12 protein-coding genes are annotated in these 13,933 nt (G+C 46.6%); 3 read left to right on the top strand and 9 right to left on the bottom strand.

Features of this window, described 5'->3' with window-relative positions:
* Nucleotides 1–118: 118 nt before the first annotated feature.
* The 4 genes from DXB63_RS14240 to DXB63_RS14225 all read right to left on the bottom strand — a co-directional run bounded on the left by DXB63_RS14240 (nucleotide 119) and on the right by DXB63_RS14225 (nucleotide 5,229).
* Nucleotides 119–2,260: a type IA DNA topoisomerase gene (locus DXB63_RS14240; RefSeq protein ID WP_122127067.1), complete on the bottom strand. Its 2,142-nt coding sequence runs from the start codon at nucleotides 2,258–2,260 to the stop codon at nucleotides 119–121.
* 156 nt (nucleotides 2,261–2,416) lie between these two features.
* Nucleotides 2,417–4,333, bottom strand: a complete 1,917-nt coding sequence (locus tag DXB63_RS14235) for a DUF4099 domain-containing protein (RefSeq protein ID WP_122127066.1) — start codon at nucleotides 4,331–4,333, stop codon at nucleotides 2,417–2,419.
* 164 nt (nucleotides 4,334–4,497) lie between these two features.
* Nucleotides 4,498–4,854 (bottom strand): helix-turn-helix domain-containing protein, encoded by a 357-nt coding sequence (locus DXB63_RS14230; protein ID WP_122127065.1) that lies wholly within the window; start codon nucleotides 4,852–4,854, stop codon nucleotides 4,498–4,500.
* Between the two features lie 3 nt (nucleotides 4,855–4,857).
* Complete coding sequence (locus DXB63_RS14225; protein WP_122127064.1) at nucleotides 4,858–5,229, bottom strand: helix-turn-helix domain-containing protein; 372 nt, start codon at nucleotides 5,227–5,229, stop codon at nucleotides 4,858–4,860.
* Between the two features lie 795 nt (nucleotides 5,230–6,024).
* On the opposite strand from DXB63_RS14225, the gene DXB63_RS14215 reads away from it, so the two are divergent.
* Both DXB63_RS14215 and DXB63_RS14210 read left to right on the top strand, forming a co-directional pair.
* A complete protein-coding gene (locus tag DXB63_RS14215) occupies nucleotides 6,025–6,324 on the top strand; it encodes a helix-turn-helix domain-containing protein (protein WP_122127062.1) in 300 nt (99 codons plus the stop codon).
* 40 nt (nucleotides 6,325–6,364) lie between these two features.
* On the top strand, nucleotides 6,365–6,664 hold the full coding sequence (locus DXB63_RS14210; protein ID WP_122127061.1) for a helix-turn-helix domain-containing protein: 300 nt from the start codon (nucleotides 6,365–6,367) through the stop codon (nucleotides 6,662–6,664).
* 131 nt (nucleotides 6,665–6,795) lie between these two features.
* Here the strand turns inward: DXB63_RS14210 and DXB63_RS14205 are convergent, their stop codons facing one another.
* Both DXB63_RS14205 and DXB63_RS14200 read right to left on the bottom strand, forming a co-directional pair.
* Entirely contained in the window at nucleotides 6,796–7,170 is a 375-nt protein-coding gene (locus DXB63_RS14205) for a helix-turn-helix domain-containing protein (RefSeq protein ID WP_122127060.1), read from the bottom strand.
* Nucleotides 7,171–7,242: 72 nt separating this feature from the next.
* Nucleotides 7,243–8,484, bottom strand: coding sequence for a site-specific integrase (locus tag DXB63_RS14200; protein ID WP_122127102.1), 1,242 nt, complete (start codon nucleotides 8,482–8,484; stop codon nucleotides 7,243–7,245).
* 53 nt (nucleotides 8,485–8,537) lie between these two features.
* Here DXB63_RS14200 and DXB63_RS14195 point away from each other — a divergent pair, with 53 nt between their 5' ends.
* Nucleotides 8,538–9,635 (top strand): leucine-rich repeat domain-containing protein, encoded by a 1,098-nt coding sequence (locus DXB63_RS14195; RefSeq protein WP_122127059.1) that lies wholly within the window; start codon nucleotides 8,538–8,540, stop codon nucleotides 9,633–9,635.
* A 585-nt stretch (nucleotides 9,636–10,220) separates the two neighbouring features.
* Here DXB63_RS14195 and DXB63_RS14190 read toward each other — a convergent pair.
* Genes DXB63_RS14190 through DXB63_RS14180 form a run of 3 tightly spaced genes read right to left on the bottom strand, consistent with a single transcriptional unit; the run spans nucleotide 10,221 to nucleotide 13,929 of the window.
* A complete protein-coding gene (locus tag DXB63_RS14190; protein ID WP_122127058.1) occupies nucleotides 10,221–11,534 on the bottom strand; it encodes a TolC family protein in 1,314 nt (437 codons plus the stop codon).
* Nucleotides 11,535–11,549: 15 nt separating this feature from the next.
* Nucleotides 11,550–12,647, bottom strand: a complete 1,098-nt coding sequence (locus tag DXB63_RS14185) for an efflux RND transporter periplasmic adaptor subunit (protein WP_122127057.1) — start codon at nucleotides 12,645–12,647, stop codon at nucleotides 11,550–11,552.
* Nucleotides 12,648–12,672: 25 nt separating this feature from the next.
* Nucleotides 12,673–13,929: an ABC transporter permease gene (locus DXB63_RS14180; protein ID WP_122127101.1), complete on the bottom strand. Its 1,257-nt coding sequence runs from the start codon at nucleotides 13,927–13,929 to the stop codon at nucleotides 12,673–12,675.
* Nucleotides 13,930–13,933: the final 4 nt, after the last annotated feature.

The following is a 13,933-nucleotide window of genomic DNA, read 5'->3' as shown; positions in this document are numbered from 1 at the left end:
CAAAAGCACTCCGGGTATCCCTCCCGAAGTGCCACCACTAAATCCACAGCCCGGTCAGTACAACTATCTGCATAGTATGAACGACTTATGTCCGTGAACTTAGTGGCGAATATACGCATTATTTTCTTTTTTGCGGACGTTTCCCGCCCCTTTTCTTCTCCGGGAAAACAAACGTCGTATTGAAGTCCGCGTCAAATGCGATGACAGCCTCAAAGCCGTTGCCTTGCTTGCTTTGGAAGCCTTTCAGCAGTCCCGTCCTGCCTTGAACCAGCAAGTCTGTCACTTCCCCGTCGGAAAGTGTCTTTCCGGCTATTATGCGGAAAACGGGCAGACCGCAGGCAGGATTGTCGCAGCGTACCACCTTCCCGTAAAACTGCATCGTCCCCGACTTGCATTTCGGGCAGGTGTACCCCGAATCTTTATGCGAGAACAGTTTGTCGCACGACAACAGTTCGGAGGTAATCTGTGCCGTATATACCTCGATACTTTTGCGGAACGTGTCTGCATTCATCGTCCCCTTTTCGATATTGGCAAGGGCTTGTTCCCATTCACCCGTCATTTGTACATCGGCGATACGCATATTTTTCACGACGGAATAAAGTGCAAGCCCTTTCTCCGTCGGCACGAGCGTTTTCTTCTGGCGTACCATATAATCGCGTGCAAACAGTGTTTCGATAATGGCGGCACGGGTGGCGGGTGTACCGATGCCGCACTCTTTCAGCGACTGGCGCAGTTCCTCGTCCTCAATTTCTTTCCCTGCCGTTTCCATAGCGGCGAGCAGTGTCGCTTCTGTATGGAAAGGTTTCGGTTTGGTTTTCCCTTCGGTGATGGAACACGCTATTTTTTCGAGCGTGTCCCCCTCGTTCCATTCCGGCAATTCCGCTTCTTCCTTTTCCTCGCCATATATGTTGCGCCAGCCTGCTTGCTTCGTTACCGCACCTTTCACCGTGCAGGTTACGCCGCCACATTCGGCGGTAACGGTCGTTACGTCCTTAATGCACTTTTCCGAGAATGCTTCCAGCATTCTGCCGGCTATCATATTATAGACCGTCATGTCGTCCCCCGAAAGGTTCTTAGGCTTCATACCCGTAATCAACAGCGCGTGATGGTCCGTAATCTTCGTATCGTCCACGCTCCGGCGTGTCGGCTCTCCGATACGGGCGGCAAGCCTGCCCCATGTCATACTGTTTTTCAGTGTGGCGAGTAATGCGGGGATTTCCGCAAACACATCTTCCGGGATATGGCGGCTGCCCGTTCTCGGATAGGTAATCAGCTTCGCTTCATACAACTTTTGGGCGATGGAGAGAGTCTGCTCCGCAGAAAAGCCGTGCTTACTGTTCGCTTCTTTCTGAAGTGTCGTCAGGTCATACAATAGCGGTGTGTCCTGCACCGTTTCCTTGCGTTCCACCTTTGTCACCGTTGCCGTCTGCGCAGCCTGCAACGAGTGGTAAGCCGTCTCTGCGGGTTCCTTCTCCTTCCATTTCTCTACGGAGGTCAATTTCACGAAAGCAGGGTTATCACCGTCATTCCGTATGCCGCTATTCCCTGCATCGCTTTCCCCGCAGCCTTTCATCCCAAAATGCACCTGCCAGAACGCTTCGGGCGTAAACCGCTTGTTCTGCCAATAGCGTTCGCACACCATCGCCAGTGTGGGTGTCTGTACACGTCCGAGCGAATACGTACCCCGTCCGGCGGCAATGGTGATAGCCTGCGTACCGTTGATTCCCACGAGCCAGTCCGCTTCGCTTCTCGCTTTTGCCGCATAATACAGCTTGTCATACTTATTGCCGCATTCCAGCCGTTCCAATCCTTCGCGGATAGCCTTATCCGTCAGCGAACTGATCCACAGACGGTCAAACGGCGTGGCGCACCCGATATATTCATACAGATAGCGGAAAATAAGTTCTCCCTCTCTTCCCGCATCCGTAGCGACGATAATTTTCCCGCTTTCAGCGAACAGGCGGCCGATCACCTTTATCTGTGCCACCACGTCACTGTCCGGCTTATAGCCTTTCTCCGTTCGCTTTTGGCGTGGGATAAGAGTAAACACCGGAGGAATAATAGGCAGATTTTCCCGGTGGAACCCCTTGATACCGTATCCATCCGGCAAGGCGGGCTGTACCAGATGTCCGAACGCCCATGTCACTGCATAGCCGTTTCCCGACAAATAACCCTCTTCTCTCTTCGTTGCGCCCACGATGCGGGCAATCTCGCGTGCCACGCTGGGCTTTTCCGCAAGGATGCAAAATTTATAATTCATACTGATTAATTTTTTAAGAGCCTGCTCGAATCCTTCTTCCGGTATTCCCGCAGACCTGATTGTGGATTTAGTGGTCTATTATTTTTTTTCTGCACCTGAATGGTTTATCTGTAAGCGGTGCAGTAGCTCACAGCCTTGATAGGGAGCGTCCGCAGGCTACATTCTCATTCCTCTGCTCTTTTTCGGTTCGTCCGCTTGCGATGTGCTTTGCCCTTGCTGCTCTCCCTGTTGTTGCTGCTCTCCCTGTTGTTGCTGCTCCTGCTGTTTGGCATTGGCAGGGGCGACTTGCCCTTGTTGAAGCGGCTGATTGACATGCCTCGTCGCTTCATTGGTCGCACCGTCATTATTCACCGCCATTTGCGTGCGGCTCTCATTGGACGGGATAACCTCTGTGGCTTGTTTCACATCCGGACTTTCACTGTTGGCAACCGGTTTCCCTTTCTCCCAATCGAATTTGATATACAGTGTACACGGGTTGCCTTCCCGGTCCGTTGAGTTTTGAAGCACTACCGTCTTTCCTTCCACATAATCCTTCTTCTGCTGTTCATCAAACGGTTGTCCCTTCCATTTTCCAATCGGGCGGATCGTTCCCTCTTTAGTCAGCCAGGTGGACTGCTGTTGCTTCTTCTCCTGTCCCGCTTGTTCCGGTTGTCCCGTTTGTCCCGGTTTGTTTTCGTTGGGAGACTGGCTCGCCTTATTGCCGCCTTGCGTCTGTCCGGTATTCCCGTCGCCGTTGGGCGTTTTTTTTCGCTCTCCGGCAGTCTGGCTTTCTCTCTTTTCGCCCGCTTGTTGTTCCTTTTTCCCTTGCCATTGCGCTTTTTTCTGACCGAGCGGCTTGTTTTTCGGCACGAACTCCACACCTTTGTACTGCACGTTCACTTGCAGGGTGGCATTAAATTTCCGGTTGTTGTTCAGTTCGATTTCCTTTTTCAGTGGAAGCCCTGCGGCAAGCAAATCCTGTTCAGCTTTGGCAAGCTCCGTCTTTCCGATTTTTTGCGGGATTTTGATTTCGCTCACCCGGATATCCGTCAGTTCGTTCGTTTGTCTGTCGATACTGATGTACGACGGAATGATTTCGCCCGTTTCCTTGTCCACGATTTCCACCGTCCGCCCCAGATTACCGTTCTCTTGCAAGCTCTTACGGTCTGCATCCGTAAATTCGATGTCTTTGTAAGGCATATCCAGTTTCGGTTCTTTCTGGATAAAATGCGGTTCAAAATTCTTGCTGCCGTCCGGCATCGTCCTCACTTCCAGTCTCGCTTGTATCTCATAGCGTTGCCCTGCGATTTCCGGGTGGATAGTGACAAGGTTCGACAATCCGGTTTTATTCAGGTTTTTCAGTTCTCCGCTGTCCGTTAGTTCTTGCAGGGAGATACCCCATTGTTGTTCGAGTGTCGCCCAGTTAAAACCGTTCTCGTCGAGTTGTGCAGCAGGGGCATTTCCCGTCTGCGTTTGTCCTGTTGCGTCGGCTTGCTGCTCCTGCGTCCCGTCCTGCTGTTGTCCTGCTGTTCCGTCCTGCTGCTGCCCTTCCGTAACTTCCGGTTGCTCTCCATCCGTAACCTTTGTCGTAACCTCTTCGCCTTCGACAGCCGTTTTTTCGGCAGGCGTTTCACTTTCGCTTGCCGCTTGTCCTTGTGCTTGGTCTTCACCTTCCACAGTTTCCGTCTGCTGCGTTTCCCCTTGTGCGGCGGCTTGTTCTTGCCCCGCCCGTTCCTGCGCCACCTGCTGTTCAACGGCAGACGTATCCACCTTGTGGGGTGCAAGCAGGTCCTTGTACGTTTCCGGTTCTTTCAGGAAATTCTTCACAACCTCCATTACCTTATCCATCCCGTCCACTGCCACACGGTAAAACCCGAAGCGGTTCGGCTCTTTGCATTGCCGGTAGAAATTGGTTAGGAAAGTAGTCATAGCATCACCGTTCCGGTCGAACCGCAGGAAATCCTGCGACTGTTTCGGATTGGCAGGTGTCCGTTTCGGTGTGCCGTCCTTGTTCAGTCCGGCTACCACGCTGATCTCGCCCGTCTTCTCATCCCTGACGAGCAAAACATCTTCATCTTTCTTTTTTTCAGCCATAATTAAAATTGATTTTAAATGGATATTAATTAGGAAGTCGGTTCACCCGCTACCGTCTTTTCTCCGGTCTTTTGGGAGTGTCCAGGCTTCCTTTCTTCTATGGTATATTCTTCAATCATATCCGGTTCTCATTTCCCGCTGTTACCGTAATGAAAACCTTATTCCTACGGCAATTTTGAGATACGTGCCTTGTACCGTTCCACTTCATCCTTATGGAAAATCCTGCAATGCGTTGCAATAAAGCGCAGCACCTCTGATTCTTTGTAGTAGGTCTTGTGCCTCAGCATCACGTAGGGCAGTACCCCGATGCTCCGGTAGCGTTGCAGCGACCGTTTGCTCACTTGCAGTAGCAGGCACAAGTCCTGATTGTCGAGCAGGCGTTCCCCGTCCAGTAATTTTACATCCTCTTCCGGTTCTTTCTGCTTACCTTTAAGCGTGGCAATCAGTTCTTCCTGTCGGTCCAGCCGTTCGACGATACGCCGCATCCACCCCTCAAAGGTTTTTATATCCAGAAATTCCATAGGCTATTTGTTATTAGGTGGGATATTAGAAGGCTTGCCGCCTGTGCGTAGCAGATAATTCCGCTTAAACTCTTCCAGTGTTTGGGGATTACAGTTGAACACGCTTTCTTTTATCAGCCGTTCCACTTCTGAAAACGGATAACGGCACGCCCCCCGGAAGATAGCATAACCGATACGTCCGCTTCCCCGTAGCCGTTGCAGTGTCCGGCGGCTGATACCCAGAAGTGACATGACTTCCCGGTTATCCAGCCACACGTCTGCCGTATCTTTCTTTTTTGCCTGTTCGCGTTCATTCTCGCGCACATACCCGGCTATCTTTTCTATCTTTTCCATCAGTTCCTTATAAGCGGAACTTTCCATTGTAATAATCTCCATAACCTTCCGTTTTTCTGATTATGCAGCGAAATTCGTCCATTCCCGTGACGTCCTTTCACAAGACACGCGTGTCCCACGTAAGATTTTTATGTGTAGGGCCTTAAAATTCCCTTTGGGGGATCATTCTCACCATTCTTATGATTTTGTATCAGTACCGCCTTTCTTATCCTTTCGTATCAATACCGCCATTCTTACAATACAGTTCTCTGCCGCACTCGCCAATCCGTATCACCGTCCGGTATAAAAAAATGATGCCCCCGGACCGCTGTCCGCAGGGCATCATCAGAAACAAAAAACACATTCAGATAAGAACTTCATCCTATTTCCCAACAGTATGAAGTCAGGTTGATATGGTAAACAAACAATCACATTCGCAATCACATTCATATTCGCATTTGCGTTCATATTCATGTTTGTATTCATATTTCCTGCCTCCCGGCAGTACCATACGCCCAATCAACGTAAAGCAATTAATTAACCCAAGTATCACCAATCGTTTTCATTGTGGTTTTTCAATTCAAAATCTTTATCAGGCATTTTCTTTTCCTGATTATGCAGCAAAGTAAGCCGCTTCTTTTCACCCCGTTTCACAAGACACGCGTGTCCCACGCAACATTTTTCGCATTTGGCACAAACGGCTTCATTCCATTGCGCCACAAGCTGCCACAACCAGCCGGACAAGTCCGACCGACCGCAAGAAGTCCTATTTTCGCATCATTCCTGCCGCGATTTGCCCATATATGCCAGGAAGGGGCAGACAGCGGCATCAAACCCTAATTATCAAATTACAGTATTATGGAAATAATCATTATCGAAAAGAAAACCTTTGAAGCGTTGCTTTCAGACATCGCAACGCTAACCGGAAAAGTGAATGTACTCACACGCAAGTGTGACGACCGCCATCTGGCTAAATGGCTCGACGGTGAAGACGTCTGCCGTATGCTCCGCATCAGCCCGCGCACCCTGCAAACCTTGCGTGACAACCGTATCATCGGGCACTCGCGTTTCAATCGCAAGTTCTACTACAAACCCGAAGAAGTCGCCCGGCTCTTGCCCGTCATCGACCAGTACCGCACCGAACGGGATAAGATTTGATGATACACGTATTTGTTTAAACCACTAAATCCGCAGAGTTATGTCAGAGAACAGAGTCCTCACCGCAGACGACGAGCAGATAGCCGCCGTACTGCACGCATTAAGAAAAAGCGCAAAAGCGGCAAGCCGCCTTACCGAAAACTACCGTCCGCCCATGAACGGCGAACGTTATCTCACCGACAAGGAAGTCTCTCAAATGCTGAAAGTCAGCCGCCGCACCTTGCAGGAATACCGCACCGCACGCACGCTCCCCTTCATCATTTTTGGTGGCAAGGTCTTATACCGCGAATACGACCTTCAACAACTATTGGAAGAGAACTATCGTAAAGCCATCAGATAGCGCATGCAACTGACTTCCCTGAAACCGAAATCCGGTATGATGTTCTGTCGTTCCACTCCTAAAACGACCAACGGGCAGCCTTGCTTACTTGCAAGACTGCCCGTTAGTCATTTGATTATCCTTCGGAATATTTAGCAGACAAATCCTTTTCCACACTGTATAAATATCGTCGGAGTTTCTTTTATCATGCTCGTCGCTTTTTCCGCCAGCCATTTCCTGAACATACGGGTAAAAGCGTTGTCCCATTCGTAGGCAAGTGGAATAATCACCTCTATGCCGTACACCTCTCTCGTCCAGCCGATTTTATCTTCGTGTCCTTCCACCGGGATAGTCTTATAAATTGCATACTTATCAAAAATACCCCTCTTAATCAATCTCTGAACCGCCCGATCCACTTGTGCAGGACTGACCTCGAACAACTCGCCGAGTTCCGTTGAGGTCATTAACACGTTACTTCCGGTTGCGAACATTCTTCCGTTTTCAAATTTTATGATGTCCCATTCCATACTTGTACACTTAATAAATTTCACACTTCGTTCTACTTGATTCTCTGTTTATCCTTTCAGCCCTGCCGTATCTCATACGGCTTTCATAACGGCAAATTCCTTGATGTCTCCCAAGCGGTCAGCAAGGTTTTCCATATCACGGTTCAATTTTTCTTTTGTGATTTTCGCATAGACTTGTGTCGTCTTAATGCTCTTGTGTCCCAAAATCGAACTCACCGTTTCAATGGGTACGCCGTTCGTCATACACACCTCTGTTGCCATAGTGTGACGGGATACATGCCATGTCAGGTGTTTGGTTATTCCGCATCGCTTCGCTATCGGGTGTTTGATATTATACAAACATACCTGATAACCCGGAACGGGGAACACCCTGCCATCCGTCGCAAGGTCACGATATTTGTTAATCAATCTGCGCGGAATATCCAGCAACCGGATATTGGAAACTACGTTTGTCTTTTGGCGTGGAATGTTTATCCAAAGGTGATCGTCGAAATACGTCCGCAGGTTCTCTTCCGAAAGATTATACAAATCCGCGAAAGCCAAGCCCGTAAATGTACAAAATAAAAACAAATCCCTGATTAATTCCTGCTTTGCATTTTTCATCGGAGTATCTAAAAGGCGTGCTATTTCCTCTTTATTAAGGAAAGTACGTGTCGTTTCCTCCTTTTCAATCTCATATTTGCGGAAAGGGTCACGGGTGAGCCATTCATTATCAAGAGCCACATTTATCATTGTGCGCAGGGGAGCGGTATAAATCCATACCGTATTATTGCAACAATGCCTATCCGTGCGCAGATACATATCAAAATCCTTGATAAAAGCCAGCGTCAGTTCTTTCAGCGCAATATCTTTCAGATTATACCGTTGGTAAAGGAAATCTTTCAGGTGCTTATACACCGTCTGATATTTCTGATACGTCTTGATAGACTTCATATCTTCATCACACAGCTTCTTATAATCTTTTAGATACTGCTCGTACACCGTCATTAACGTACGGAAACGATGTTCCAGTCCGAGAAAGGCATTCTTCACTTTCTCCGCTGTGACAAAATTGTCACGGTCCATTATCTCCTGATAATGCTGATTGATTTTCACCCGCATCTTGTCGAGCATGCGGTTTGTTTCCAGCGCCACTGTGCTGCGTCCTGTTGCCCGTCCCGCTTTCGTATCCCACAAATCCGGGTGGATATTCAGTTTACAACTGAACTGCGTCTGTGTACCGTCCACTGTGATACGTCCCATGATAGGCACTGTACCGTCTTTCTTCACTGCTAATCTTTTCAGATAAAAGATTGTCGAAAATGTACTCTTCATAACTCTACTTTTTTTTAGGTTCAAAATTACGTTATGAAGAATCATTCATTGATATGCAAACCGGAGCGGAGCAAAGCAGACAAATCGCTTTTCATATTTTTTTCGGTCGCTTTTTCCAAATCCCCTTCCTTAAAACCTTCGTTTCTCTCCAAAACTGCTTATCCTTAACACCTTACGTTCATCACCCATATCTATCTCATAACCTTCTCGGTGAAAATACACAGGTTACTATTAGGTTACGCAGCTCCGGTTCAACTTGGCTTTATTCCGGTTTTCGTTGGCTTCGCTCTTCAACCCCAAATTCCCTAAACCTCTTGTCTATCAATTCTATCGCTCCGTATTTCCCATTTCCACTTTTTATTTCTACCTTTGCTTCTGAAAAATTGAAAGAAATAGTAATTCCGGGTACTGTTACCAACTTGGGAGACGGATGTTTTCAGGAAACTTTCAGTCTGCAGAGTATTACATTGCCTCAAAATATAACGGAGATTCCGGTGAGTTTTCTTGAGCGGAATAAAAATTTGACTTCGCTTGTTATACCGGATAATGTGACTGTAATTCATGATAATGCGTTCTACGGTCCGATAAAGGAGGTGCAGATGTCCAAGAACCTGAAAAGAATCGGGAAGGATGCTTTTAGAGAGAACTTTTTGACGGAAGTAGTGCTTCCGGCATCCATTGAATACATTGATCAGGGTGCTTTTCGTCTTTCTGATTTTTTGGAGCGTGTTTACTGTATGGCAAAAACGCCTCCGATGACTGCTTATTACAATATTAATAATGATAATGAGTCTTATGAACCTTTCTGTATTTTCCAAAGCAATAAAGACCTTACATTGTATGTTCCCGTCGGTTCCGGCGATTTATATCGTGAGTCCCCTTATTGGGTGGATTTCGATAATATTGTAGAAACCAATGATTTTCCTTCATCCGTTGGTAGAGCTTCTGCTACCGATTATCAAATTACATCTTTCGGTGGAGAAATAAGAGTGGACAATCCAACCGATATGCCGGTAAGTGTCAATATTTATGCAATCAACGGGAGTTTGGTTCGGCAAGAAAAAGTGGTCGGTACATTTGCCCTTACGGTTTCACCGGGGATTTATTTGGTGAAAGTAAATGATAAAGCTCAAAAAGTTTTAGTAGAGTAGGTTTTAGCTTCGTGTTTTGTTGATTTAGCTGTTATTCAATTTACTTGAGCTTGCCTTCACCTTATCACCTTTTGCTGTTTTATCTCTGATTGATAGGATGTTATAGTGAAGGTAACTTTTTTAGTTGAGAATTGAGAGTTGAGAATTGAAAGTTGTTTAAGAGAGAGAGGGTCAACGCCCCATTTTTAATTTTCCTTATTGCCTGAAAAAGTTACCTTCACTATAACCGTTTGGGTATCAATAATAAAGGAGCAAAAAGTGATAAGGTGAAGGTAAGCTCAAGTAAATTGCATAACTGCAAAATAGGTAGGTTGAAACGCCTAAGGGAGTGATGCCTTACGCTCCCGTAGATGTAAGCTATCGCTCAAGGGAGCGTTAGACGTCGCTCCCTTAAGCGTTGGACAACGCTCCCTTAGGTGATTTTGAAATGACCTTGATGTTTTTTACAAACACCTCGATGTTTAAAAAAAACATCAGGTTGATTGAAAAAATCATAAGGACGTTTGATGACAAAGATACGGTCGATTGTTCACAAACTCCTATTGTTTGCAAACAATCGACCGTATGTCTGTTTTATCTTTTTCCCTATTGGTTTAACGGTATGCCTTTATAGAAATCCAATATCTTCTTGCGGAAGATGTATTCATATTTGGCTTGTATCTTATCGGAAGTTGCTTTCATCAGGTTGGTTTTTATCTCGTTGTACTCTACGGCGGTGGCTTTACCGTTGTCGTATTTCTCTTTCATCAACCGGAACGATGCATCGCTTGCAGCCATTGCTGTTTCGCATGAGTTGTACTTGCTTTGTGCTGCCACGGCGTTGTAGTACGCTTGTTGTATCTCTTTATACAATGTTTTCTTGGAATCTTCCAGTGCCAATGACTGCATCGTCTGGTTGAGGCGGGCTGTCCGTACACGGTTGCGGGTTTCCAAACGATTGAAGATGGGCACGCTTAATGTAAAGCCGACGTATTTGCTGAAATTATTGCCCAATTGTTTACCAAACGGTTCGTTGTCAACTCCTTTCAGATTATAGTATGCAGTGCTGATTCCCGCCCCGAAAGAGAGCTTGGGATAGTAGGCACTCTGAGCGATTCGGATACTTTTGCCCATCCCTTGCAGACGGTATTGTGTGGCGAGAATACCGGGTTTGCTTAAAACGGCAATATTGAACAGGTCGTCCGGAGAAGACAGGGTTTGAAAATCGGGTTGTTCTTCCGGTGATATGATTTCGAATCCTTCGGGAGACGGTAACTCTAATAGTTGGCTAAGGTCGAGAAGTGCCAGTTTCCAATTATTGTAGGTTTGAGTCATGGACAGCTCGTCTTGCGCTACGCGGGATTTGGCTTCGTATACTTCGGACACGGCTGCTTTGCCAACTTCGTTGAGGCGTTTGATACGTTCATATTGCTCTTTGCTCAGCCGTACCTGCTCTTGTGCCACCTTGTAGAGTTCTTCATTGAAAAGCACTTGCAGAAAAGAAGAAGTAACCTGAATACCGATGTCCTCTTTCGCCTTGTTCAGGTCTTCCACGGATGCTTTCAGATTCAATTTGTTCAGTGCAATGGTATTGGGTATCTGCATCCCGGTGAAAAGGGGGATATCCGTACTGACATTGAAGGAGGTGTTTTTGGTATTTCGGTCGGTATAGATGTTCTGACTGTTCAGGGCACGCCCGAAATCGAACGATTGTGAAGCGTTCCCGTTCAGGTTCGGCAACCGGCTGAACTTGGCCGTGTTCAATTCTATCTCTTGTTGCTTTTGCGTTACTTCTTGCTTTTGTATCTCCAGATTATGCTCTATGGCATAGTCGATACAATCGCTCAACGTCCACTGTTTTTGGGCTTTTATTCCTGTGCAACAGAGTAGGGATAGGTATATGATGATTCTTGTTTTCATAAACAGCAGGGGGGATTAGTTGTCTTTTTTACTACCGCGGATTTTATCTTTCCCGGCAATACCATTCTTTATTTCTATCTTGATACCGTCACTGATACCGAGTTTGACTTGTTGTTTCTTGAATTTTTGTTCAGGAACGGAGTCTGTCAGTACATAAACGAAGGATGAGTCGTTACTGAATTCCACGCAACCTTCGGGAACCGTGAGGACTTGCTTTGCCTGATTCAGCATGATTTCGGCATTGGCGCTGTAACCGGAACGTATCTTCACTGTGTCGGGAACGGTGATGGCTGCTTTTATTTCAAACAGGTTGGCTCCGTTTTCTTCCACTCCTTTAGGAGATATGTATTCCAGCATCGCATCGAAGTTGATGCCCTGTAAAGCCCCGATGGTCAGTTTTATAGGCATTCCTTCATGGATGCGTCCCACTTCCGTTTCATCTATTTTGCCTTTGAAGATAAGGTCGTTCATGTCGGCTACGGTAGCAATCGTAGTTCCGTCATTGAACGTGTTACTCATAATCACGGAATTACCTACTTTTATGGGGACATCCAAGATGAGTCCGTCGATGGTACTGCGAATCATGGTTGTGCTGTAAGATGCACTGTTTTGTGTGATTCCGTCTCTGACAATGTCCAGATTATCCTTGGCCGTTTCTTTTTCTTCTTTAGCCTGTTTCATGGCAAGCTCGCTCTTTTCATATTCTTCCTTGCTTATCAGGTTGTCTTTATGAAGTTGTTTCATACGTCCAAACTCTTGTTGGGTCTGGGAGTAGTTGAGCTCGGCAAGGCGCAAACGGCTCTCTGCGGAGTTGAGCTGCGACATTTCCGGGATAACCTTTACTTTGGCTATTATTTCACCTTTCTTTACGGGCTGTCCCGCTTCTTTGTAAACATCGGAGATAATGCCCGATATTTGCGGTTTGATGAGTACTTCGTCACGTGGCTCTACTTTTCCTGTGGCAACGGTACTTTTCTCAATGTCCGCTATTGCAGGAGTTACAATCTCATAAGCCACCTGCTTGGGCTTCGACTTAACGTACAAGAATACGAATGTTCCGATAAATATGGCAACAACTACCACTGATAACGCAATCTTTAAGAACTTCTTCATAATGTATTTATTCAATTTTGTTTTTTTATTCTTCCCTAATGGCTTCAATCGGTTTTATGCCCATGGCACGGAATGCCGGAGCCAGCCCTGCAAGTGTGCCTAATGTCATTAAAATAACGGCTGTGCCTACCGCAACGCCGAAAGATATCTGGAATCCGGCGTCATAATCGGCGGATGAACTGATACCTACATTTACCACCTGAAGTACGAGTACGGCAAAAGATATTCCCAAAAATCCGGCAATACTTGTCAGAATCATGCTTTCACTCAGTATTTGCCGCATAATGTCAAACGGTCTGGCTCCGATGGCACGCCGTATGCCGATTTCTCCTGTCCGCTCACGTACCGTCACCATCATGATATTGCTTACTCCGATGATACCTGCAAATAAAGTGCCCAGACCTACAATCCAGATTAGCAACCGGATGCCTAGGAAAAGGTTGTCGAACTGTTTGAACATCTTTTCCATGTTCATAGAGAACAGAGCCTGTGCATCATTCGGTGCAATCAGGTGGTTTTGTTTGATAATCGTTTCCACCTGTTCCTGTATCCGGCTGATGGGGACGTCGGGCTTTCCCGTCAGTCCTATCAGATCCACATTGTTACCGGCGTGATAGGCCATCTGCATCGTGGAGAATGGCAATACAACCATTTCTTCCGCATTACCGCCGATGCTGATATTGTCCGACGCATCTCCCGCCACACCGATGACCTGATAATAAATACCGTCTATGCGTATAAACTTGCCGGATGGGTTTTCTCCTTTATTGAACAGGGCTTCGTAGATACGTTTCCCGATGAAGCATACTTTTCTTTGCTCTTTTACGTCCATATCGTTAATGAAACGTCCGTATGTTATTTTTTGAGCTTCTATCTTTTCATATTCCGGTAAAACACCTTTTACGCCTGCCGTATAGGCTTTGTCGCCATAGACTGTATTATTATCTTTCCATCCTCCGAATAAAATCGGGGTAATGTATTCAATCTCTTTTATGTTGGAGCGCAGAATGTCTATATCGTTCATTTCCAAGTTCCAGTAACGCCCTTTGCGGAAACCTTTGTATGCCTCGCTCGTTTGCTGGCTCATAAAAAAACAGGAATTGGTGGCGATGCCGCTGAATGAACGGCTCATCATGTTCTGCAATCCGTTGCCTCCGCCAATCAAAGCTACCAGCATAAAGATTCCCCAGAATACGCCGAAAGCCGTGAGTAAGCTCCGTGTTTTGTTGCGGGTAATCGTCATCCAGATTTCCTGCCAACGGTCTATATCTATTATATTCATATTC

Origin of the sequence: Bacteroides sp. OM05-12 (genome assembly GCF_003438995.1) — a bacterium.
Taxonomy (GTDB): Bacteria; Bacteroidota; Bacteroidia; order Bacteroidales; family Bacteroidaceae; genus Bacteroides.
This window is presented reverse-complemented; position numbering and strand designations above follow the sequence as displayed.

Coding starts and splice junctions, on each gene's coding strand:
- DXB63_RS14240 (WP_122127067.1), bottom strand. CDS start 2,260: ATGAATTATAAATTTTGCATCCTTGCGGAAAAGCCCAGCGTGGCACGC.
- DXB63_RS14235 (WP_122127066.1), bottom strand. CDS start 4,333: ATGGCTGAAAAAAAGAAAGATGAAGATGTTTTGCTCGTCAGGGATGAG.
- DXB63_RS14230 (WP_122127065.1), bottom strand. CDS start 4,854: ATGGAATTTCTGGATATAAAAACCTTTGAGGGGTGGATGCGGCGTATC.
- DXB63_RS14225 (WP_122127064.1), bottom strand. CDS start 5,229: ATGGAGATTATTACAATGGAAAGTTCCGCTTATAAGGAACTGATGGAA.
- DXB63_RS14215 (WP_122127062.1), top strand. CDS start 6,025: ATGGAAATAATCATTATCGAAAAGAAAACCTTTGAAGCGTTGCTTTCA.
- DXB63_RS14210 (WP_122127061.1), top strand. CDS start 6,365: ATGTCAGAGAACAGAGTCCTCACCGCAGACGACGAGCAGATAGCCGCC.
- DXB63_RS14205 (WP_122127060.1), bottom strand. CDS start 7,170: ATGGAATGGGACATCATAAAATTTGAAAACGGAAGAATGTTCGCAACC.
- DXB63_RS14200 (WP_122127102.1), bottom strand. CDS start 8,484: ATGAAGAGTACATTTTCGACAATCTTTTATCTGAAAAGATTAGCAGTG.
- DXB63_RS14195 (WP_122127059.1), top strand. CDS start 8,538: ATGCAAACCGGAGCGGAGCAAAGCAGACAAATCGCTTTTCATATTTTT.
- DXB63_RS14190 (WP_122127058.1), bottom strand. CDS start 11,534: ATGAAAACAAGAATCATCATATACCTATCCCTACTCTGTTGCACAGGA.
- DXB63_RS14185 (WP_122127057.1), bottom strand. CDS start 12,647: ATGAAGAAGTTCTTAAAGATTGCGTTATCAGTGGTAGTTGTTGCCATA.
- DXB63_RS14180 (WP_122127101.1), bottom strand. CDS start 13,929: ATGAATATAATAGATATAGACCGTTGGCAGGAAATCTGGATGACGATT.